The organism is Sphingobium naphthae, assembly GCF_043589935.1.
In the GTDB taxonomy this organism is placed as follows: Bacteria; Pseudomonadota; Alphaproteobacteria; order Sphingomonadales; family Sphingomonadaceae; genus Sphingobium; species Sphingobium naphthae_A.
On the sequence record NZ_CP171454.1, the window covers coordinates 1,959,177 to 1,980,069 of the forward strand.

Consider the following 20,893-nt stretch of genomic DNA (forward strand, 5'->3'; position numbering starts at 1 on the left):
GCCTCAGATTCCGGTGGTGACGTCGATGGACTGACCTTCGGCCAGCGTCACGATCGCCTTCTTCACGTCGTTGCGCTTGTAGGGCTTGCCCTTCCAGCGCTTGACCTTGCCCTTCTGGACCAGCGTGTTGACCGCTTTCACGGTCACGCCGAACAGGGCCTCGACCGCCGCCTTGATCTCCGGCTTGGTGGCATCGCCAGCAACCTTGAACACAACGGCGTTGTTCTCGGAGAGAAGCGTCGACTTCTCGGTGATGACCGGCGCGACAACGACGTCGAAATGACGGTTGTCCACGGTCGCGGCTTCTTTCTTAGCCATTGAAACGGGCCTCCAGCTTTTCGACCGCGGCGCGGGTGAGCACCAGCGAGTCGGCCTTCAGGATGTCGTAGACGTTGGCGCCGACGGCCGGCAGCAGGTTCACGCCGACGATGTTCGCCGAAGCCTTCGCGAAGCTGACGTTGACGGCATCGCCGTCGATGAACAGCGCCTTGTTGAGGTTCAGCTTGGCGAGGTGCGCGACCAGCGTCTTGGTCTTGCCTTCGGCGACGTCGAAGCTGTCCAGGACGATCAGCGATCCGTCCTTGGCCTTGGCCGACAGCGCCATCTTGAGACCCAGCGCACGAACCTTCTTGTTGAGGTCGTGACCGAAGTCGCGGGCGCGGGCGCCGTGCGCCTTACCACCGCCGATGAACACGGGCGCCTTGCGGTCGCCGTGACGGGCGGTGCCGCCGCCCTTCTGGCGGCCGAACTTCTTGCCGGTGCGGGCAACGTCCGAACGCTCGCGGGTGGCGCGAGCCGGCGCGCGGCGCTTTTCCAGCTGCCAGGTGACGACGCGGTGCAGGATGTCGGTGCGGGGCTCGACGCCGAACACGGCATCGTTCAGCTCCAGCTCGCCAGCCGCCTGCGCGTCGAGGGTCTGTACATTGACCTTCATGGTTTAGCCCTCCTGGCCTTCGGTCGCTTCGGGAGCAGCCGCTTCATCAGCGGGCGTCTCGGCCGGAGCATTGTTGCTGTTGGCAGCCGCCTTGAGGCTGGCCGGATAGGGAGCGTCGGCGTGACGCGGAACCTTGACGGCGTCCTTGACGGTCAGCCAGGTGCCCTTGGCGCCCGGGACGCTGCCCTTGACGAACAGCAGGCCGCGCTCGACGTCGGTGCGCACGATTTCCAGATTCTGCTGGGTCCGCTCGCGGTCACCCATATGGCCGGCCATCTTCTTGTTCTTGAAGACGCGACCCGGATCCTGGCGGTTACCGGTCGAACCATGGGCACGGTGGCTGATCGACACGCCGTGGGTGGCGCGCATACCGCCGAAGCCCCAGCGCTTCATCGCACCGGCAAAACCCTTACCCTGGGTGTGACCGGCGACATCGACCAGCTGGCCGGCGACGAAATGATCGGCTGCGATTTCGGCGCCGACGTCGAGGAGCGCATCCTCGGCGACGCGGAATTCGACCAGACGGGCCTTGGGCTCGACTTCGGCCTTGGCGAACTGGCCGCGCTGCGGCTTGGCCACATTCTTGACCTTGGCGACGCCGGCGCCGAGCTGAACGGCGACATAGCCGTCCCGATCGGTTTCCTTGCGCGCCACGACCTGGTTGCCCTCAAGGGCCAGAACCGTAACCGGTACGTGCCGTCCGTCCTCCTGGAACAGACGGGTCATCCCGACTTTCTTAGCGATCACGCCTGTGCGCATCACTGATTACTCCCATAGAGGCCCGCCTTAGCAGCGGGCGTATCCAACGAAAAAACCGCGCAGGATCTCTCCTTCGCGGCCCAACCCAAATTAGCGATCACCCCGTCAGGGTTGGATGCCGACCCCTCTCGGGGAAGGCGACGGGGGACCAGGACCACGACCATTCCGGTTCACCGGCGGGTCGTGCGGTATCCCTTGTGTCGTTTGAGCCCCTGCCTTGGCAGAGCACCCGATACCCTGCTCACCCATCAGCCGAAAAGGCGGGGAGCAGGGACTTGCCGGCGTCAGGCCAGCTTGATCTCGACGTTCACGCCGGCAGCCAGATCCAGCTTCATCAGCGCGTCGACCGTCTGCGGCGTCGGCTGCACAATGTCAAGCATACGCTTGTAGGTGCGGACTTCGAACTGCTCGCGCGACTTCTTGTCGATGTGCGGGCCACGGTTGACCGTGAACTTTTCGATGCGCGTCGGAAGAGGAATCGGACCGCGGATGAGGGCGCCGGTGCGGCGGGCGGTGTCGGCGATGTCGCCGGTCGCCTGATCGAGCACGCGATGATCGAACGCCTTGAGGCGAATGCGGATATTGCTGTCCATTGTTCCTGTACCGATGCGAAAGAGCCAAAAACCCGGAGCATTTTCGAAAGTCAGCCGGAGCAGCCGATGACTTGCGGAAATGCGCCAACAAAAAATATCCGCCCCTTGCCTGCCCTTCTAGCTCAAGGAGAGCCGGAGAAAGGCGATCCGGGGCGGTAGAAATTCCGAGCGGCGCGAATCAGACGATTCGCGCCGCTGCGGTCCTATATTACTTCGAGATCGTGCCGACAACCCCAGCGCCGACGGTCCGGCCGCCTTCGCGGATCGCGAAGCGCAGGCCCGAGTCCATCGCGATCGGCGCGATGAGCTTGACGCCGAGCTTCACATTGTCGCCGGGCATGACCATCTCGGTGCCCTCGGGCAGGATCACTTCGCCGGTCACGTCGGTGGTGCGGAAGTAGAACTGCGGACGATAGTTGGCGAAGAACGGGGTGTGACGGCCGCCTTCTTCCTTCGACAGCACATAGACTTCGGCGTCGAATTCGGTGTGCGGGGTGATGGTGCCGGGCTTGGCCAGAACCTGACCGCGCTCGACTTCTTCACGCTTCGTGCCGCGCACCAGGGCGCCGATGTTGTCGCCCGCACGACCTTCGTCGAGCAGCTTGCGGAACATTTCCACGCCGGTGACGGTAGTCTTGGCGGTCGGCTTCAGGCCGACGATCTCGACTTCCTCACCAACCTTGATGATGCCGGTTTCGACACGGCCGGTGACCACGGTGCCGCGACCCGAGATCGAGAACACGTCTTCGATCGGCATCAGGAACGCCTTATCGACCGGACGCTCCGGCTGCGGGATGAATTCGTCGACAGCCTGCATCAGCTTCAGAACGGCATTCTTGCCGATCTCGTCGTTCGAACCGTCCAGCGCCTTCACGGCCGAACCGGGGATGACGGGGATGTTGTCGCCGTCGAAATCATAGCTGCTCAGCAGCTCGCGGATTTCCAGCTCGACCAGCTCGAGGATTTCGGCGTCGTCGACCAGATCGACCTTGTTCATGAACACGACCAGCTGCGGCACGCCGACCTGGCGGGCAAGCAGGATGTGCTCGCGGGTCTGCGGCATCGGGCCGTCGGTGGCCGAAACGACGAGGATCGCGCCGTCCATCTGGGCCGCACCGGTGATCATGTTCTTGACGTAGTCAGCGTGACCCGGGCAGTCGACGTGCGCGTAGTGACGGGCTTCGGTCTCATATTCGACGTGGGCGGTCGAAATGGTGATGCCGCGCTCGCGCTCTTCGGGCGCCTTGTCGATGTTGGCATAGTCAACGAAGGTCGCGCCGCCGGTTTCGGCCAGAACCTTGGTGATCGCCGCGGTCAGCGAGGTCTTGCCATGGTCGACGTGACCGATGGTGCCGATGTTGCAGTGCGGCTTGTTCCGCTCAAACTTAGCCTTAGCCATTTTTTCCTACCTTCTAATCAAATCAGCTTGGTCAGACCGCTCGGCCGCGCCTCGCGAAGGCGCGTCCATAGCAGCAAATTTGCATATTACCAGCCCCAAACCGACCCGTTTGCACGCGCCGGCCCGGGTTTACCCTCAGGCCATCTTCGCCTTGACCTCGTCCGCAACATTCTGCGGCACTTCGTCATAATGCGAGAAGATCATCGAGTAGTTCGCACGGCCCTGGGTGAAGGAACGCAGCGAGTTCACATAGCCGAACATGTTGGCCAGCGGCACCATGGCTTCGACCACCTGCGCGTTGCCGCGGGTGTCGGTGCCCTGGATCTGGCCGCGACGGCTGTTCATGTCGCCGATGACGTCGCCCAGATATTCCTCCGGGGTGACGACTTCGACCTTCATGACGGGTTCGAGCAGGGTGATGCCCGCCTTCTGCGCCGCTTCGCGCATCGCGGCGCGACCGGTGATTTCGAACGCCAGCGCCGAGGAGTCGACGTCATGATAGGCGCCGTCATAGAGCAGGATTTCGAAGTCGATGATCGGGAAGCCGATCAGCGAGCCGGTGGCCGCGGTTTCGCGCATGCCCTTCTCGATCGCGGGGATATATTCCTTGGGAATGTTACCGCCCTTGATCTCGTCCTTGAAGATGATGCCAGCGCCACGCTCGCCCGGCGTCAGCTTCACCTTGATGCGGCCGAACTGGCCGGTGCCGCCCGACTGCTTCTTGTGGGTATAGTCGATGTCGACGGGCTTCTTGAGATATTCGCGATAGGCGACCTGCGGCGCGCCGACATTCGCCTCGACCTTGAACTCGCGCTTCATGCGGTCGACCAGGATTTCGAGGTGAAGCTCGCCCATGCCCTTGATGATGGTCTGGCCCGATTCATGATCGGTCGACACGCGGAAGGACGGATCCTCGGCGGCCAGGCGGTTGAGCGCGACGCCCATCTTTTCCTGGTCGGCCTTGGTCTTGGGTTCAACCGACAGCTCGATGACCGGCTCGGGGAATTCCATCCGCTCCAGGATGATCGGCTGGCGCTCGGCGCACAGCGTATCGCCCGTGGTGGTTTCCTTCATGCCCGCGAGCGCGACGATGTCGCCGGCATAGGCCGTGTCGATATCTTCGCGGCTGTTGGCATGCATCAGCAGCATGCGGCCGATCTTTTCCTTCTTGTCCTTCACCGAGTTCAGGTAGGTGCCCTTGGTCAGGGTGCCCGAATAGATGCGCAGGAAGGTGAGCGAGCCCACGAAGGGATCGTTCATGATCTTGAACGCCAGGCCCGAGAAGGGCGCGTCGTCCGAAGTCGGGCGGCTGTCCGGCGTCTCGCCGTCCATCTTGACGCCCTGGACGTCCTCGATGTCGAGCGGCGAGGGCAGATAGTCGACGACCGCGTCGAGCAGCGGCTGGACGCCCTTGTTCTTGAAGGCCGAACCGCACAGCACCGGCACGAAGGCGTGGCCCAGCGTGCCCTTGCGGATCAGCTTCTTGAGCGTCGCGGTGTCGGGCAGATTCCCTTCGAGATAGGCTTCCATTGCCTCGTCATCCTGTTCGACGGCGAGCTCGATCAGCTTTTCGCGATATTCGGCAGCCTTGTCGGCGAGGTCGGCCGGAATTTCCTCATAATAGAATTCGGCGCCCAGGCTTTCATCCTTCCAGATGATCGCGCGGTTTTCGACCAGGTCGACCAGGCCCTTGAAGTCGCTTTCCGCACCGATGGGCAGATAGAGGACGGCCGGGGTCGCGCCCAGGCGATCGATGATCGTCTGCACGCAATAATAGAAGTCGGCGCCGGTGCGGTCGAGCTTGTTGATGAAGCACATCCGCGGCACCTTGTACTTGTCCGCCTGGCGCCACACGGTTTCCGACTGCGGCTCGACGCCGGCAACGCCGTCGAACGCGGCGACCGCGCCGTCGAGCACGCGCAGCGACCGCTCGACTTCGATGGTGAAGTCGACGTGGCCGGGGGTGTCGATGATGTTCAGGCGATGTTCGGGACCCTTGCCCTCAGCCGCCTTCCACACGCAGGTCGTCGCAGCCGACGTGATGGTGATCCCACGCTCCTGCTCCTGCTCCATCCAATCCATGGTCGCAGCGCCGTCATGGACTTCGCCGATCTTGTAGGACTTGCCGGTGTAGTAAAGGATGCGCTCGGTCGTGGTGGTCTTGCCGGCGTCGATATGCGCCATGATACCGAAGTTACGATAATGTTCGAGCGGATGGCTGCGGGCCATGATGCTTCTCCGTTGCCGGCGCGCCGGCGGTGAGGGGATTCGTTTGTTCTGCGCGAGGCCCCTAAACCAATCCGTCCGCCATGGGTAGCACCCTTGGCGAACGGACCGATCATCAGAACCTGATAGAGATAGCGGGCATGTAGGCGCCCGCGTCCCTCATTACCAACGGTAGTGCGAGAAGGCGCGGTTCGCTTCCGCCATGCGGTGCGTGTCTTCGCGCTTCTTCACGGCATTGCCGCGGTTGTTGGCGGCGTCCAGCAGCTCACCCGACAGGCGCGCGGCCATGGTGGTTTCGCTGCGGTTGCGCGCGGCGGTGATCAGCCAGCGGATGGCCAGCGCCTGGGCGCGCTCGGGGCGCACTTCGACGGGGACCTGGTAGGTCGCACCGCCGACGCGGCGGCTGCGGACCTCGATGCCGGGCTTCACATTGTTCAGCGCATCGTGGAACATGCCGATCGGATCCTTCTTGGCGCGGGTCTCGACGGTTTCGAGGGCGCCATAGACGATCGATTCGGCGACGGCCTTCTTGCCGTCCTGCATGATGCTGTTCATGAACTTCGACAGCACGATATCGCCGAACTTGGGATCCGGCAGGATGACGCGCTTTTCGGGGCGACGACGACGTGACATATTCTTGGTCTCCCCTTCTTACTTCGGACGCTTCGCGCCGTACTTCGAACGGCTCTGCTTGCGGTCCTTGACGCCCTGGGTATCCAGAACGCCGCGCAGCACGTGATAGCGCACACCGGGAAGGTCGCGCACGCGGCCGCCGCGGATCAGCACGACCGAGTGCTCCTGAAGGTTGTGGCCTTCACCCGGAATATAGGTGATGACTTCGCGCTGGTTGACCAGACGCACCTTCGCCACCTTGCGAAGCGCCGAGTTCGGCTTCTTCGGGGTCGTCGTGTAGACGCGAGTGCAAACGCCGCGCTTCTGCGGGTTCGCCTCCATGGCAGGGACCTTGCTCTTGGCCTTCTGCAGTTCGCGGCCCTTGCGGACCAGCTGGTTGATCGTTGGCATGAAGCCCTTCACCTTTTTCAGTTACTTTACCGGCATTCCCGCGTCCTGTGCGAAAGGCGGAGGATTCCGCCAAACAGCAAAGGCCCCGGCGGGCATAAGCCCCCTGGAGCCGCAAGAGCACCCGGCAATGTTCAGCTCTAATGTCGCTCAGCCGATATGACGCGAGGAGACGAGTCTTCGCACGGCAAGGCCGCTGGGCGGGGGGGCGCTATAGCTCCGCGGCCCTTGATGGTCAAGCGAGGGGATGAGGACCCCTAAACGGACATATAAATAGTCATGACGCTCGGGCTGGAGCAGAGACCCGTAATTTTTCGCAAAGCCACGGAACAAAATAGCGCTCCCATCATTTCATCGCGCGCAGCCCTCGGCTCGTCACGAGTCCGTGGTCGTGGATTCGCGCGCATGGCCGCCCTTTGCTACCGGCCCGACTCGAAAAGAGCACGGGGTCGTCATTGTTACAGCATAGCAGCCAGAGGGTCGCCGCCCTCCGCGCATGGTGGAATGCGCTCTGCCCGGAGCGCGAAATCTTCTTGCGCTCGGGCGGCCAGGTCAAGTTCATCCGCATCAGCCGCCGCGCCCAGCTTCTGACGCTGGGCAGCGTCGCCGCCGTCCTGATCGGCTGGGGCGGCATCACCGCCACCATGGCGATTGACGGCATGGCGCTGGCGCAGGAACGCGCCGCCCTCGCCGCCAAGGGCCAGTCGGTGGCGAAGGCCGCCGGCAAGGTTTCCGACTATCGCAAGTCGGTCGATGCGCTGGCCCAGGATCTGGAAGCGCGCCAGGACTTCATGGACGAGCTCTACCGCACCCATTTCGGGAGCGAGGATGACGATGCCGCTGGCCAGGATCTGGTCGGCGACGCCCAGGACAAGGGCGGCAGCCTGACCGCCAAGATCAGCATGGCGCCCGAAGCCGCGCCGCTGATGCGCTTGCAGGAACGGCAGCGCCGCTTCGCCCTGCTGCTGACCGGCGCAGTCGAGCGCCGGGCCGATCGCGCCGCCGCCGCCATCCGCAGCTTCGGGCTGGACCCCGATGCGCTGGCCCGCACCGCCGCCCGGGCGCAGGGCGGTCCCTTCGTTCCGTGGCAGGGCGCGGAAGGCGCGCTAACCGGCGAGCTGGAGCATCTGGCCGACGCCATGGCGCGGATGGAATTTCTGGAGCGCAGCCTGCTCTCGATCCCCTCGGGACAGCCGACCAGCACGCCGATGCTGTCCAGTTCCTATGGCTATCGCCGCGACCCGTTCAACGGCCATGCGGCTTTTCATGCGGGTCTCGATTTTCCCGGCCATCGCGGCCAGCCGATCAACGCCGCCGCCAATGGCAAGGTCAGCTTCGTGGGCCAGCGCAGCGGCTATGGCAATGTCGTGGAGGTGACCCATGGCAATGGCCTGATGACGCGCTACGCGCATCTGTCGGGCTTTGCCGCCCATGTCGGCGACACGGTGGCGCGCGGCGCCATGATCGGCCGCATGGGCTCGACCGGCCGCTCGACCGGCCCGCATCTGCATTTCGAGGTCCGGCTGAACGGTCAGGCCATCAACCCCCGCCGCTTCCTGGAGGCCCGCAAAGATGTTCTCCAAGTCCAGCAAATCGCCAAGGCCCGTTTCGCCGATGTCGGCAACCGGGGGTAAGTCCATCCCCTTCTCGCTGATCGGCGGGGACGTGACGATCACCGGCAATCTTTCGGCCAGCGTCGACCTGCATGTCGACGGCCATGTCGAAGGCGACATTTGCTGCGCCGCCCTGGTGCAGGGCCCCGACAGCCGCATCACCGGCCATGTGACGGCGCAAAGCGCCCGCCTCGCCGGCCTGGTCGATGGATCGATCACCGCCGGCGAACTGGTGGTCGAAAGCAGCGCGCGGATCACCGGCGACGTCAGCTATGAACGCATCACGATCGAACCGGGCAGCCGTGTCGAAGGGCGCTTCAGCCCGAAGGACAGCCGGGCGCCGGCGGAAATCAGGCTGCTGGCGAACGAAGCCGCGGAATGAAGGGTCGCGCTCGCCCAGTCGAAGCGGTCGTCAGAGCGAGCATCAGTTGACCGGCGCGCGGCGGCGGTAGCTCAAGGCCTCGGCAATGTGGACGCGGCCGACGCGCTCCGCGCCAGCGAGATCGGCGATCGTCCGCGCGACGCGCAGCACGCGGGTATAACCGCGGGCGGACAATTTCATCGCGGCCGCAGCCTGCGCCAGCAATTGCCGGCCAGCCTCCTCGGGGCCGGCGACGGCCTCCAGCGCCTCCCCATCCACTTCGGCATTGGTGCGCGTGGGCATGTCGGCATAGCGGGCGGTCTGGACCGCTCGCGCGGCCGCGACGCGCGCGGCGACTTCGGCCGACCCTTCCGCCGGGGGCGGCAGCACCAGGTCGGCGGCGGTCACCGCCTGCACTTCGACATGCAGGTCGATGCGGTCGAGCAGCGGACCCGACACCTTGGCCTGATAGTCGGCGGCGCAGCGCGGCGCGCGCGAGCAGGCCAGCGCCGGATCGCCCAGATGCCCACAGCGGCACGGGTTCATCGCCGCGATCAGCTGCACCCGCGCGGGAAAGGTCACATGCGCATTGGCGCGCGCCACCGTCACTTCTCCGGTTTCCAGCGGCTGGCGCAGCGAATCGAGCACGGCGCGCTGAAATTCGGGCAGTTCGTCGAGGAAGAGCACGCCAAGATGCGCCATGCTGACCTCGCCCGGCCGGGCCTTGAGCCCGCCGCCCACCAGCGCCGCCATCGACGCGCTATGATGAGGAGCGCGGAAGGGGCGCGCGCGGCTGATGCGGCCGCCCTCCAGCGTGCCGGCGACGCTCGCCACCATCGAGCTTTCCAGCGCCTCCGACGGGGTCATGTCGGGCAGGATGCCGGGCAGGCAGCTCGCCATCAGCGACTTGCCCGCGCCCGGCGGCCCGACCATCAGCAGATTATGGCCCCCCGCCGCCGCGATCTCCAGCGCGCGCTTGGCAACTTCCTGCCCTTTCACCTGCTTGAGGTCGGCGCTGCGCATCGGCGTTTCGACGGTGCCGGGCTGCGGCGGCGAGAGGGCGGACGCGCCCTTGAAATGATTGAGCAGGCTGAGCAGGTCGGGCGTGGCGACCACCTCCACCTGCCCCGCCCAGGCGGCTTCGGCGCCCTGGGCCGCGGGGCAGACCAGCCCCATGTCCTGCCCGCCGGCATACAGCGCGGCAAGCAGCACGCCGGGCGAGGGCGCGGTGCGCCCGTCCAGCCCCAGTTCGCCCACGACGACATAGCCCGACAGCGTTTCGGCATCGATCACGCCCATGGCGCCCAGCAGCGCCAGCGCGATCGGCAAATCGAAATGAGAGCCTTCCTTCGGCAGGTCGGCTGGCGAGAGATTGACGGTGATGCGCTTGGGCGGCAGCGACAGGCCGATCGCTGCGATGGCGTTGCGCACGCGCTCGCGGCTTTCGGCCACCGCCTTGTCGGGAAGGCCGACGAGGATGAAATTGGGCAGGCCCGGCACCAGCTGGCACTGCACCTCCACGGCGCGCGCCTCCAGCCCCAGATAGGCCACCGTCGAAACCGTTGCGACCAATGATCCCCCTTATGGCCGTTCAGGCCGTGTCGTCCGTCCGCCCCTTGAACCCCTGCGCCACGACATACCATTCGACGCTGCCCTTGCGGCTGGCCGGCGGCTTGGCATGCTTGATCGTGGTGAAATGTTTTTTCAGCACCGCCAGCAGCTCCGCGTCCGTGCCGCCGGCAAAGACCTTGGCGACGAAAGTGCCGCCCTTGCGTAGATTTTCGACGGCGAACTGGGCCGCCGCCTCCACCAGCCCCATGGTGCGCAGGTGATCGGTCTGCGCATGGCCGACAGTGTTGGCCGCCATGTCCGAAATGACGAGGTCCGGCTCCTGCCCCAGCGCTTCGCGCAGCAGGTCGGGCGCCTTGTCGTCCATGAAGTCCATTTCGAACAGGGTGACGCCGGGAATCGGATCGGTCGGCAGCAGGTCGATCCCCACCACAGCCGCCTTGGGCGCCATCTTGCGCACCACCTGCGCCCAGCCGCCCGGCGCGACGCCCAGATCGACGACCGCGCGCGATCCCTTCACGAAATGGAATTTCTCGTCGAGTTCGATCAGCTTGAACGCGGCGCGGCTGCGCCAGCCTTCCGCCTTCGCCTTCTTGACATAGGGATCGTTGAGATGCCGATCGAGCCAGCGCACCGACTGGGCGGTGCGGCCCTTCGCGCTTTTGACCCGGACCTTGCCTGCGCCCGCGCCCCTCACATCACACCTCCGTCACGGTCCATCAGGCCGCGCAATATCCCTTCGCGTATGCCACGGTCGGCAACCCCCAGCCGCTGCGCCGGCCAGATGTCCAGGATCGATTCCAATATGGCGCAGCCCGCCACCACCAGGTCGGCGCGCTCGGTGCCGATGCAGGGCAGCTTCTGCCGCTCGGCCAGCGCCATGCCCGACAGCCGGTCGGAAATGGCGCGCATCGATTCGCACGGCACGATCAGCCCGTCGATCACCTGCCGGTCATAGCGCGGCAGGTTGAGGTGCAGGCTGGCGAGCGTCGTCACCGTGCCCGATGTGCCGAGCAGGCGGATGCCCTGCGCATCGCGCGGCAGACGGCGCGCGAGCGGCAAGAAGGCTTCGGACACGCGCGCGCGCATCCGGCCATAGGCCGCCAGCCGCTCGGCCGGATCGTCATGATCAAAGGCTTCGCTTTCGGTCAGCGACACGACGCCCCAGGGCGCGCTCACCCAATCGACGATGCGCGGCGCGCCGTCGCCCTGCGCGTCGACCAGCACCAGTTCGGTCGAACCGCCGCCGATGTCGAAGATCAGCGCCGGCCCATCGCCGGGCTCCAGCAGCGCATGACAGCCCAGCACCGCCAGCCGCGCTTCTTCCTGCGCGCTGATGATGTCGAGCGCGATGCCGGTTTCCCGGTAGACGCGCTGGATGAATTCCGCGCCATTGGACGCGCGGCGGCAGGCTTCGGTCGCGACCGAGCGGGCGAGCGTCACATGGCGGCGGCGCAGCTTGTCGGCGCAAACCGACAAGGCGGCGATGGCGCGGTCGATCGCGGCGTCGCTGATGCGGCCCGATGACGCAAGCCCTTCGCCCAGCCGGACGATTCGCGAAAAGGCGTCGACGACGATGAAGCCATCGGCCGACGGCTTGGCGATCAGCAGGCGGCAATTATTGGTGCCAAGGTCGATGGCGGCATAGGATCGCCGATCACGCGCCCCGCTGGACGAAAGACCCCGATGCTTCGCCGGGGGAGGAATGGCCGCAGCCTTGCTCCCATTGCCCGGGCCGGAACGGGCGCGCTTGCCCGCATAACCGCCGGCCGGGCCGGAACTCTGCGGCGATGGGCGGCTCTGCTGCACCATGCCGTAACTCGCTTCTTCTGTATCGCCGATCCCGCGGCGGGACCGGAACTTACCCTCATGCTTAAGCGGATAGTGCGGGATACGCAAGGCGGGGACGAAACACTGTAACGCAACGATAACGACCCGCCAAATCCATGCCTTCCGCTAGTCGGGCCGAGGCAGAAACGACGTTAGAAGAACAAGCGCGACCAGATGCGCGACAGCGAACCCAAGTCGAAATCGGACGCCGTGACTAATTTACCGCAGTTGGCAACTTTCTTTCCAACTATAATTGTCTTCACCAATCCAGTTGGTTAGCCTCCCCCTCGGTCTATGGGGAGTTTTATCATGCACATTCGTAAGAATGGGGCGGAGATGCTGGCGCACGCCGGTCGGTCCAGCCTCCTTGCCTCCGTCGCCGCCGCTGCACTGAGCATCGCGCCAGCCGCCCAGGCGGTCGTCCCGACCGACGACAAGAGTCCAACCGACATCATCGACGGCAGCGACGTGAACGGCGTCGGCATCATGTATCGCGATGACGGCTTCGTCTGCACTGGTACGCTGATCAATCCGCGCACCGTCATCTTCGCCGCCCATTGCGTGAACGACCTGACGTCGGCCGACTATAGCACCGTCAATGGCGGTGTCCCGGTCGCCTTCGCGTTTCAGAACAATGCCCGGCCGGGCCTGATCAACTGGATTTCAAACGGCTACCGCACCAACACGTCGCTCAGCGTCTATAATGTCAACAATATCGCCTATCATCCCGACTCGCTCGATCCGCCGGCGCTCAGCTTCCTTTATGGCGATGTCGCCATGGCGACGCTCGACACACCGGCCGCGGACGTGCCGACCTGGACGATGCTCTTTTCCGCCCTGCCCGCGCCCGACGCGATCAGCGAGACGAGCGGCACCGGCTATCATGTCACCGTCACCGGCTATGGCCGCAGCGGCAGCGGCACCACCGGCAACAGCTACGGCATCGATTTCCGCCGCAAGACGGCCGAGAATTTCCTCGGCATGCTGGGCTCGCTCGACGATATCGACAGCTTCCTGTTCGGGGCGCCAGGCGGCTATACGCAAAATCTCTACCAGACCGACTTCGACGATCCGGAACGCGAAAGCCCCTACGACTTCAACGCGTTCAAGGACGATGCCCTGCCCAATGAAGGCAATACCGCGGGCGGCGATTCTGGCGGACCGCTGATCCTGGACCAGACGTTCGACGAAAAGACGATCCTGGGCGTGCTGTCAGGCGGCAGCCGCTATTTCCTCGGCCAGCCGCAAAGCTCCTATGGCGGCACGTCCTTCTATCAGCCGCTCTACCTGTTCTGGGACTGGATCGCGCAGAACAACCCCTACCGCTATGCCACGACCAAGGCCGGCGACGGCAAGTGGAGCGACCCCAATCATTGGGTGACGGCGCTGGACCCCAATTATCGCATCATCGACAGCAATGGCGCGCTGGTGAACGGCGTTCCGACCTCGCCAGGGGCTGGCGCGTTCGGCGCGGACGATGCTCAGAAATTCGGCCAGCTCTGCTACCAGCCGACCGACGGATCGGACAATGTCTGCTATGATGTCGGCACCGACACGTTGATCGTGAACGGCGAACCAGTGACCGACGACGCTGAAGGCGACACCGGCGCGACGGGCGGCAAGGCGGTGACCAACAACAAGGGCAAGGTCGAGATCGCCGAGCGCAGCCCCACGGCCGCAAGCGCCTCGCTGGACGCGAGCGCCGAGCCGCAGGCCGACGGCGTCGTGACCGCGACCGCGTTGCCTGGCGCAACGCTGGCCAACGGCTTGCCCGGCGCCAGCAGCTTCGTCCCCGACAATATCGATCCGGTGGCGTCGCAGAACATTGTCGGCCGCTATTATGATGTGACGCTCAGCGCTGCCGGCACCACCACGCTCGACACCGACGCCACGGTCGACCGCTTCACCATTTCGGGCACTCAGGCGGCGCTCGACATCACCAGCGGAGGATCGTTGACCAGCGAGATGGATGTCGCGCATCTGGCCGGCATGGTGAATGTCGACGGCACGCTGGAGAGCCAGGGCGACTATTTCCTGTTGTCGGGGCTTCTGTCGGGCGGCGGCACGGTGCGCGCGCCCTACCTCACCAATGTCATGGGCACGATCGCGCCGGGCGGCGTCGGCACGGTGGGCACGCTCTCGGTCGAGGGCAACGCCATCCTGACGTCGGGCAGCACGCTGCATGTGGACCTGGGCGCCAATGGCGCGTCAGACGTCCTGGCGGTTACGACCAGCGAAGCGGGTGACGACGGCGTCGCCTCAATCGGCGGCAGGGTGGTGTTCGGCGCGGCGAGCGGCGTGCGGCCGCGCTATGGCGACAGCTACACTTTCGTCACCGCGCAGGGGGGCGTCGAAGGCAGCTTCACCCAGCCCGCGCAGCTGTCGGCGATCCTGAAGCCGGTGCTGAGCTACAGCGACAATGCCGTCGCCATGCGCATCGACGCTGGCCTCTATGCCGATGTCGTCAACGGCGCGTCGATCACCCAGACCGGTTTCGCCCGGCTGCTCGACCAGAACCGGTCGCTCTACGCCAATTACGCCACTCTCTATGGCGAGGCGGACCTGCTGAACGTCGAAGGCATCCAGGCCTCGCTGGAAGGGATGGCGCCGCGCACCGAAACGCTCAAGACGTCGATGAGTGAAGTGCTCAACGACAATATGGCGCGCTTCTACCGCGACCGGCTGACGAAGCTGGACGGCGGGGCAATGGGCGGCACGCTCACCATGACCGGCCAGCCGATCCAGCTGGCGGCGGCCAGCCTGAACAATATGGACCTGGGAATGGACCAGGGCGGTGGCGGCGACAGCGTGACGCGCGAAGGCGTGCTGCCCGACGATATGAGCGCGTTCCTGGCGGGCGGCTATATCGACGGCAAGGCGCAGCCGATGCGGTCGATCATGCCGATGGGCCGCGACACGTTCGACGGCTGGTATGTCGCGCTGGGCGTCGAAAAGGCCTTTGGCGAGACCGGGGTTGTCGGCCTGTCGGCCTCCTTCAGCGAGGTCAAGGGCAACACCGCCGCCAGCGACTGGGGCCGGGCGCGCCTCTATCAGGGCACCGTCTATGGCGCCTTCGACCTGGGCGGGCTGAAGCTGGATGCGGTCGGCAGCGCGGGCACGATGGCGACGCGCTCGCGCCGCGCCTTCGCGGTCGGCGCCACGCCCTACACCCTCTATGGCAGCGACCAGCAACTGGCGCTGTCGGGTGAGATCGGCCTCAGCAAGGCGCTGGGCGACGATGGCTTCAGCATCGTGCCGCGCGCGGCGCTGCGCGGCGCCTATATCAGCGAGGGCAACCTTGCCGAATATGGCGGCGATGCGGCCCTGGTCATCCATCGCCACGCGATCCAGAGCGCGCAGGGCCGCCTGGGCGCCACCGCCAAGGCAAACCGGGGCGGCTTCCGCCCCTATCTGACCGCCAATTATGTCCATGAATTTCGCGACCAGCCCGCCTTCCTCCAGGCGAACCTGATCGGCGGCACCGGCCCGCTGGCGCCCTTCGCACTCGGCGGCCAGGACAAGAATTGGGCGGAGATCGGCGGCGGCCTGACGGTCACCACCGGCAATGTCGACATCAGCCTGTCGGCGGACACCACCGCCTGGCGCAGCGATGTCGAATATCAAAGCTATCGCGCGAGCCTGAAATTCCGCTTCTGATCAGCGGCAAGGCAGGAAGAAGGGCCGTTCCCCAGCGGGAGCGGCCCTTTTTTACTTATCGGCCTGCTGGCCTGTATCGATTTATCCCATGCGCGAGTGCCTGCGCCCGCAAACCATGAGCCAGATATCTATCAGCGGGAAACCAGGTCGCGGCTCAAATAGACCTGGGCCCCCCCCCGTCGCGGCCGATCGTGCAGGTGAAGCGGCGCGTTTCGCCGCCGGCGGCGCGATAGCCGGCGCGCTGTTCGACTTCGCCATCGATATTATAGCCGCCATCGGCGCCGGCAACGGGGCTGGCCATAGTGCGGATTTCGGCATAGCCGCCGCCGGCTTGCTGGGCCTCGTCGCGGGCGGCGCGGGCGCAGGCGTCGGTCATGGCGTCGTCCTGCGCGGCGATGTCGGAAAAGTCACCCTCATCGACCGGCGCGGGCGCATCCGCCACGTCGGCGCCATAGTCGGTGCCGGCGCTGGGCGGGGGCGCATCATATTCGCCGCCGGTGATGGGGTCGCGGACCTTGCGATCCTTCGAAAGGGAATTGGCGACGATCGCCACGGCGCCGACCAGCGCGGCGACGCCGATCGCGTCGCCCACGCCAAAGCCGTTGTCGCCATGGCGATGATGATGCCGGTCCCAGCCCCGATCATATCCACGGTCCCAGCGTGGCCGCGCCTCGGCCGCGTTGACGCTGCCCAGCATCAGCCCCACGCCTACCAGCGCTCCGGTCATCCAGCGTGCCTTGGTTCCGATCATGCTCATTCGCCTCCTGCGACAGACGGAGCCATAAAGCCGGCCGGCTGTCCAGTGGCTGAACGGGGGGCGGCCGAACGAGGGGCAGCGGGCTTCGCCTTGATCGTCAGACCGGTGAAATGCGCGGCAAAGGCGTAGCTGTCGGCATATTCGTCGATCAGCTTGTCGACCGGTTTGCCCGCGCCATGGCCGGCGCGGCGCTCGACGCGCAGCAGGCGCGGGCGCGGCCCCACGTCGGCGGCCTGGAGCGCAGCGGCATATTTGAAACTGTGCGCGGGCACCACCCGATCATCAGTGTCGGCGGTGGAGACGAGAATGGCGGGATAGTCCGTCCCCACGGATATATTGTGATAGGGCGAATAGCCGTAGAGCAGCGGGAAATCCTTCGCGTCGCCGGGCGACCCATAATCATCGACCCAGTAGCGGCCGGCGGTGAAGCGGTCGAAGCGCAGCATGTCCATGACCCCGACCGCCGGCAGCGCCGCAGCGAAGAGATCGGGCCGCTGATTCACCACCGCGCCGACCAGCAGTCCGCCATTGGAGCGCCCTTCGATCGCGAGGCCCTCGGGCGGGGTGAAGCCATTGGCCTTCAGATATTCTGCGGCGGCGATGAAGTCGTCGAACACATTCTGCTTGTTGGCGCCGCGTCCCGCCTCGTGCCAGGCCCTCCCGAATTCTCCGCCGCCGCGCAGGTTGGCGATGGCATAGACGCCGCCCTGCTCCAGCCAGGCCATGCGCGTTGCCGAATAGCCGGGCGTCAGCGATATGTTGAAGCCGCCATAGCCGTAGAGAATGGTCGGCGCGGCGATGGCGTGGTCCGCCAGCGCCTTCTTGCGCAGGATGGTGAGCGGGATCATCGTCCCGTCCTTCGACGGGTAGACGCGCTGTTCTATGCCATAGTCATCGGGGTCGAAGGGCAGGTCGGGCCGGGCGAACAGCTGATATTGGCGGGTCGCCGTGTCGAATCGGTAGATGCTTGCCGGAGTGACGAAGCCCGAGAAGCTGAAAAAGGTTTCGGGGTCGCCGGCGCGGCCGCCGAAACCCGCCGCCGTGCCAAAGCCGGGCAGCGGCACGTCGCCCACCTTGCGCCCGTCCAGCTCCACCAGTTCAGCGACAGTCTGCGCGCCGTTCATATAGGCCAGGATCATGCGCTCGCCGACCAGCGCGCCCCCCGCCAGCGTTTCGGCGCGCTCTGCCACGATTTCGGTCGCGCCGCGCCGGGGACGGGCGGCGTCGAGCGTCACCACCCGCATATGCGCGGCGCGCTGGTCGGTGAGGAAATAGAGGAGGGACCCGCGGCTGCCGATCAGTCGCCAGTCATTGGCCGGCCCGCGGATCAGGCGGCGGGGCGTCACCGGCCCGCCGGTGAGTTCGGCGACATGGATTTCCCGGCGCGGATCGATTCCTTCGAACGAGCTGATGACAAGCCAGCGCCCGTCGCCCGTGACCTGCGCCTGATGGCTGAGCCGCGGCCGATCGGGCGTGGCGTAGATCAGCTGGTCCTGCGCCTGCGGCGTGCCGATGCGGTGATAATAGAGGCTTTGGCCAAGGTTGGTCGAGCGGAAGGCCTCGCCCGACTGGGGCGCGGCAAAGCGCGAATAGAAAAAGCCTTCGCTGCGGCCGTCCCAGGCGGTCTGGGAAAATTTCACCCATTGCACCGCGTCGTCCAGCGTCCGGCCGCTGTCGACGTCGATCAGGCGCAGCGTGCGCCAGTCGCTGCCCGCATCCTGCACGGCATAGGCGAGATATTTGCCATCGGGCGAGGGCGTCCATTCAGCCAGCGCGCTCGCCCCGTCGCCCGGCCAGCCATTGGGGTCGAGCAGCAGCCGCTGCGGACCCGCCAGGCCTTCGCGGACATAGAGCGGGGTCTGGTTTTCCAGTCCCTTGTTATAGCCGTAGAAATAACGACCGCCCGCCTTGCGCGGCACGGTGTAGCGGCCATGGGCGAAGAGCGCCTGCAGCCGGGCCTTGAGCGCGTCGCGCCCCGGCAGCGCGTCGAGATAGCGACGGGTGAGCGCATTTTCCTGCGCCACCCAGTCGCGCACCGCCGGATCTGCGCGCAGGTCGTTTTCCAGCCAGCGATAGGGGTCGGCGACCTGGACGCCGAAATGATCCTCCACCAGGTTCAGCCGCCGCGCGGCGGGATAGCGCAGACTGTCGCTGCCCGCGGTGATCGGCGCTTCCTCCGGCAGGGCGCGGGCGAACGCCGGCGCGGCGGCCAGCCAGAGCGGCAGCAGGATCAGGGCGGTGAGGCGCATCCTCTCTTCGATGCTCTTTTCGTTGCAAATGGAACAGGCCGCGTGTCCCCTAGGGAAACGCGGCCTGCCGGTAAAGCGTCCGGTCCCGCGACGCAGGACCGGCGATGATCAGGCGGCTTCGAACTCGTCCGCGTCGGCGCCCTGGACCGGACCGGAATCCTGACCCTTGGCGTCGACGTCGCGGTCGACCAGTTCGATGATCGCGACCGGGGCGGCGTCCGACGCACGGAAGCCGGCCTTGATCACGCGGGTGTAGCCGCCGTTGCGATCCTTGTAGCGTTCGGCCAGAACGTCGAACAGCTTGGCGAGCTGGACGTCGTCCTGCAGGCGCGACTGGGCCAGACGACGATTGGACAGGCCACCCTTCTTGGCGAGGGTGATCAGCTTTTCGACATAGGGGCGCAGTTCCTTGGCCTTGGCGGTGCCGGTCAGGATCTGCTCATGCTTGATGAGCGAAGCGGCCAGGTTGCGCAGCAGGGCGGTGCGATGACCGGCGCTGCGCTGAAGCTTACGATGACCGATTTTGTGACGCATGTAACTTTCCTTCGTTCGTTAAGGGGCCGTGCGAGGTACCCCAGACCAGGCGATGTTCAGGGCCACCGCCCAATAGCCCATATCCTCCCCGGCACGGGGAGGAGGACCGCTCGCGAAGCGAGTGGTGGAGGGGGCTCAGCGCGTGACGCGATCTGGCGTCATGCGGCCTACCCCCTCCGTCAGCCCTTCGGGCTGCCACCTCCCCGCGGGCGGGGAGGATCAGCCCAGCAGCTCCTGTTCGAGCTTCTTGGCCATTTCCTCGATATTTTCCGGCGGCCAGCCGGGAATGTCCATGCCCAGGCGCAGGCCCATGGACGACAGCACTTCCTTGATTTCGTTCAGCGACTTGCGGCCGAAATTGGGGGTGCGCAGCATCTCGGCTTCGGTCTTCTGGACCAGGTCGCCGATATAGATGATGTTGTCGTTCTTGAGGCAGTTGGCCGAGCGGACCGACAGTTCCAGTTCGTCCACCTTCTTGAGCAGATAGCGGTTGATCTGGTTGGCGTCGCTTTCGCCTTCCGAAGCGGCGGCGCCAGCGGCATGGCCGGTGGCGGGCGCAGCGGCGGGCAGCGCGTCCTCGAAGTGGACGAACAGCTGGAGCTGGTCCTGCAGGATGCGGGCGGCATAGGCCACCGCGTCTTCCGGCGTGACGGTGCCGTCGGTTTCCAGCGTCAGCGATAGCTTGTCATAGTCCAGTTCCTGGCCGACGCGGGTGTTGTCCACCTTGTAGGCGACCTGGCGCACCGGCGAGTAGAGCGCATCGACCGGAATGAGGCCGATCGGCGCATCGGCCGGACGGTTGGCGACGGCCGGGACATAGCCCTTGCCGACGTCGGCGGTCAGTTCCATGTTGAGCGTCGCGCCCTGGTCCAGGTGACAGATCACCAGGTCCGGGTTCATCACTTCGATGTCGCCCACGACGCTGATGTCGCCGGCCTTCACCACGGCGGGGCCGGTAGCGGACAGCTGCAGCCGCTTGGGGCCTTCGCCCTCCATCTTCAGCGCGACCTGCTTGATGTTGAGGACGATGTCGGTCACGTCCTCGCGCACGCCGGCGAGCGAGGAGAATTCATGCAGGACATTCTCGATCTTGATCGAGGTGACCGCCGCGCCCTGAAGCGAGGACAGAAGAACCCGGCGCAGCGCATTGCCGAGCGTCAGGCCGAAACCGCGCTCCAGCGGCTCGGCAACGAAGGTCGCCTTGCGCTTGCCGTCGCCCGACGCCTTGATCTCGAGGCTGTTGGGCTTCTTCAATTCCTGCCAGTTCTTCATGTTGACAGTCATGTATTTCCCCTGGGGATGGGCCGAAACGCTGTGAAATCCTGAACCCGGCAGGACGTTCCGGCGATGCAAACGGGCAAAACGGGCGACGCGTCCGCCGCCCGCCAGTCA

General features: G+C 65.6%; 18 protein-coding genes. 3 read left to right on the plus strand and 15 right to left on the minus strand.

All coding sequences use genetic code 11. From position 1 onward, the window contains the following. Window positions 1-3: 3 nt before the first annotated feature. The 8 genes from ACGGKE_RS09705 to rpsL form a co-directional block, all read right to left on the minus strand. Complete coding sequence (locus tag ACGGKE_RS09705; protein WP_228164884.1) at window positions 4-318, minus strand: 50S ribosomal protein L23; 315 nt, start codon at window positions 316-318, stop codon at window positions 4-6. Then, window positions 311-934: a 50S ribosomal protein L4 gene (rplD, locus tag ACGGKE_RS09710; RefSeq protein WP_394437372.1), complete on the minus strand. Its 624-nt coding sequence runs from the start codon at window positions 932-934 to the stop codon at window positions 311-313. The genes ACGGKE_RS09705 and rplD overlap by 8 nt, the downstream gene beginning before the upstream one ends. A gap of 3 nt (window positions 935-937) precedes the next feature. Next, window positions 938-1,693 (minus strand): 50S ribosomal protein L3, encoded by a 756-nt coding sequence (gene rplC / locus ACGGKE_RS09715; protein WP_021227556.1) that lies wholly within the window; start codon window positions 1,691-1,693, stop codon window positions 938-940. Window positions 1,694-1,977: 284 nt separating this feature from the next. Then, window positions 1,978-2,286 carry a 30S ribosomal protein S10 gene (gene rpsJ, locus ACGGKE_RS09720; protein WP_007686587.1) on the minus strand — a complete coding sequence of 103 codons (309 nt, stop codon included), beginning with the start codon at window positions 2,284-2,286 and terminating at the stop codon, window positions 1,978-1,980. 208 nt (window positions 2,287-2,494) lie between these two features. After that, entirely contained in the window at window positions 2,495-3,685 is a 1,191-nt protein-coding gene (gene tuf, locus ACGGKE_RS09725) for an elongation factor Tu (protein ID WP_394437375.1), read from the minus strand. A 135-nt stretch (window positions 3,686-3,820) separates the two neighbouring features. Continuing rightward, window positions 3,821-5,914: an elongation factor G gene (fusA, locus tag ACGGKE_RS09730; protein WP_394437377.1), complete on the minus strand. Its 2,094-nt coding sequence runs from the start codon at window positions 5,912-5,914 to the stop codon at window positions 3,821-3,823. A gap of 159 nt (window positions 5,915-6,073) precedes the next feature. After that, window positions 6,074-6,544 carry a 30S ribosomal protein S7 gene (rpsG, locus tag ACGGKE_RS09735; protein WP_021227559.1) on the minus strand — a complete coding sequence of 157 codons (471 nt, stop codon included), beginning with the start codon at window positions 6,542-6,544 and terminating at the stop codon, window positions 6,074-6,076. An 18-nt stretch (window positions 6,545-6,562) separates the two neighbouring features. Further along, window positions 6,563-6,934: a 30S ribosomal protein S12 gene (rpsL, locus tag ACGGKE_RS09740; RefSeq protein WP_009820628.1), complete on the minus strand. Its 372-nt coding sequence runs from the start codon at window positions 6,932-6,934 to the stop codon at window positions 6,563-6,565. 452 nt (window positions 6,935-7,386) lie between these two features. On the opposite strand from rpsL, the gene ACGGKE_RS09745 reads away from it, so the two are divergent. Then, window positions 7,387-8,565, plus strand: a complete 1,179-nt coding sequence (locus ACGGKE_RS09745) for a peptidoglycan DD-metalloendopeptidase family protein (RefSeq protein WP_394437380.1) — start codon at window positions 7,387-7,389, stop codon at window positions 8,563-8,565. Next, complete coding sequence (locus ACGGKE_RS09750) at window positions 8,546-8,926, plus strand: polymer-forming cytoskeletal protein (RefSeq protein ID WP_394437382.1); 381 nt, start codon at window positions 8,546-8,548, stop codon at window positions 8,924-8,926. Before ACGGKE_RS09745 ends, ACGGKE_RS09750 begins: the two co-directional genes overlap by 20 nt. 42 nt (window positions 8,927-8,968) lie before the next feature. On the opposite strand, the gene ACGGKE_RS09755 is transcribed toward ACGGKE_RS09750, so the two are convergent. From ACGGKE_RS09755 to ACGGKE_RS09765, 3 genes are read right to left on the minus strand one after another with little or no spacing between them, the layout of a single operon-like run. After that, window positions 8,969-10,477, minus strand: a complete 1,509-nt coding sequence (locus ACGGKE_RS09755; RefSeq protein WP_394437384.1) for a YifB family Mg chelatase-like AAA ATPase — start codon at window positions 10,475-10,477, stop codon at window positions 8,969-8,971. 19 nt (window positions 10,478-10,496) lie between these two features. Then, window positions 10,497-11,171 (minus strand): RlmE family RNA methyltransferase, encoded by a 675-nt coding sequence (locus ACGGKE_RS09760; RefSeq protein ID WP_394437386.1) that lies wholly within the window; start codon window positions 11,169-11,171, stop codon window positions 10,497-10,499. After that, entirely contained in the window at window positions 11,168-12,286 is a 1,119-nt protein-coding gene (locus ACGGKE_RS09765; protein ID WP_394437388.1) for a Ppx/GppA phosphatase family protein, read from the minus strand. Before ACGGKE_RS09765 ends, ACGGKE_RS09760 begins: the two co-directional genes overlap by 4 nt. Window positions 12,287-12,613: 327 nt before the next feature. Between ACGGKE_RS09765 and ACGGKE_RS09770 the strand changes: the two genes are divergently transcribed. Next, window positions 12,614-15,961 carry an autotransporter domain-containing protein gene (locus ACGGKE_RS09770; protein WP_394437390.1) on the plus strand — a complete coding sequence of 1,116 codons (3,348 nt, stop codon included), beginning with the start codon at window positions 12,614-12,616 and terminating at the stop codon, window positions 15,959-15,961. Between the two features lie 154 nt (window positions 15,962-16,115). On the opposite strand, the gene ACGGKE_RS09775 is transcribed toward ACGGKE_RS09770, so the two are convergent. The 4 genes from ACGGKE_RS09775 to ACGGKE_RS09790 all read right to left on the minus strand — a co-directional run bounded on the left by ACGGKE_RS09775 (window position 16,116) and on the right by ACGGKE_RS09790 (window position 20,785). Then, entirely contained in the window at window positions 16,116-16,712 is a 597-nt protein-coding gene (locus ACGGKE_RS09775; RefSeq protein ID WP_394437392.1) for a hypothetical protein, read from the minus strand. Between the two features lie 2 nt (window positions 16,713-16,714). Continuing rightward, window positions 16,715-18,967 (minus strand): prolyl oligopeptidase family protein, encoded by a 2,253-nt coding sequence (locus ACGGKE_RS09780; protein WP_394437394.1) that lies wholly within the window; start codon window positions 18,965-18,967, stop codon window positions 16,715-16,717. A 108-nt stretch (window positions 18,968-19,075) separates the two neighbouring features. Continuing rightward, window positions 19,076-19,501 carry a 50S ribosomal protein L17 gene (gene rplQ / locus ACGGKE_RS09785; RefSeq protein WP_228164901.1) on the minus strand — a complete coding sequence of 142 codons (426 nt, stop codon included), beginning with the start codon at window positions 19,499-19,501 and terminating at the stop codon, window positions 19,076-19,078. A gap of 219 nt (window positions 19,502-19,720) precedes the next feature. Continuing rightward, entirely contained in the window at window positions 19,721-20,785 is a 1,065-nt protein-coding gene (locus tag ACGGKE_RS09790; protein WP_317516993.1) for a DNA-directed RNA polymerase subunit alpha, read from the minus strand. Between the last annotated feature and the right edge of the window lie 108 nt (window positions 20,786-20,893).

What these genes read in the sequence shown, in the direction of transcription:
- ACGGKE_RS09705 (WP_228164884.1), bottom strand. Translation starts at nt 318, where the DNA reads ATGGCTAAGAAAGAAGCCGCGACCGTGGACAACCGTCATTTCGACGTC.
- rplD (WP_394437372.1), bottom strand. Translation starts at nt 934, where the DNA reads ATGAAGGTCAATGTACAGACCCTCGACGCGCAGGCGGCTGGCGAGCTG.
- rplC (WP_021227556.1), bottom strand. Translation starts at nt 1,693, where the DNA reads ATGCGCACAGGCGTGATCGCTAAGAAAGTCGGGATGACCCGTCTGTTC.
- rpsJ (WP_007686587.1), bottom strand. Translation starts at nt 2,286, where the DNA reads ATGGACAGCAATATCCGCATTCGCCTCAAGGCGTTCGATCATCGCGTG.
- tuf (WP_394437375.1), bottom strand. Translation starts at nt 3,685, where the DNA reads ATGGCTAAGGCTAAGTTTGAGCGGAACAAGCCGCACTGCAACATCGGC.
- fusA (WP_394437377.1), bottom strand. Translation starts at nt 5,914, where the DNA reads ATGGCCCGCAGCCATCCGCTCGAACATTATCGTAACTTCGGTATCATG.
- rpsG (WP_021227559.1), bottom strand. Translation starts at nt 6,544, where the DNA reads ATGTCACGTCGTCGTCGCCCCGAAAAGCGCGTCATCCTGCCGGATCCC.
- rpsL (WP_009820628.1), bottom strand. Translation starts at nt 6,934, where the DNA reads ATGCCAACGATCAACCAGCTGGTCCGCAAGGGCCGCGAACTGCAGAAG.
- ACGGKE_RS09750 (WP_394437382.1), top strand. Translation starts at nt 8,546, where the DNA reads ATGTCGGCAACCGGGGGTAAGTCCATCCCCTTCTCGCTGATCGGCGGG.
- ACGGKE_RS09765 (WP_394437388.1), bottom strand. Translation starts at nt 12,286, where the DNA reads ATGGTGCAGCAGAGCCGCCCATCGCCGCAGAGTTCCGGCCCGGCCGGC.
- ACGGKE_RS09770 (WP_394437390.1), top strand. Translation starts at nt 12,614, where the DNA reads ATGCACATTCGTAAGAATGGGGCGGAGATGCTGGCGCACGCCGGTCGG.
- ACGGKE_RS09775 (WP_394437392.1), bottom strand. Translation starts at nt 16,712, where the DNA reads ATGATCGGAACCAAGGCACGCTGGATGACCGGAGCGCTGGTAGGCGTG.
- ACGGKE_RS09780 (WP_394437394.1), bottom strand. Translation starts at nt 18,967, where the DNA reads ATGCGCCTCACCGCCCTGATCCTGCTGCCGCTCTGGCTGGCCGCCGCG.
- rplQ (WP_228164901.1), bottom strand. Translation starts at nt 19,501, where the DNA reads ATGCGTCACAAAATCGGTCATCGTAAGCTTCAGCGCAGCGCCGGTCAT.
- ACGGKE_RS09790 (WP_317516993.1), bottom strand. Translation starts at nt 20,785, where the DNA reads ATGACTGTCAACATGAAGAACTGGCAGGAATTGAAGAAGCCCAACAGC.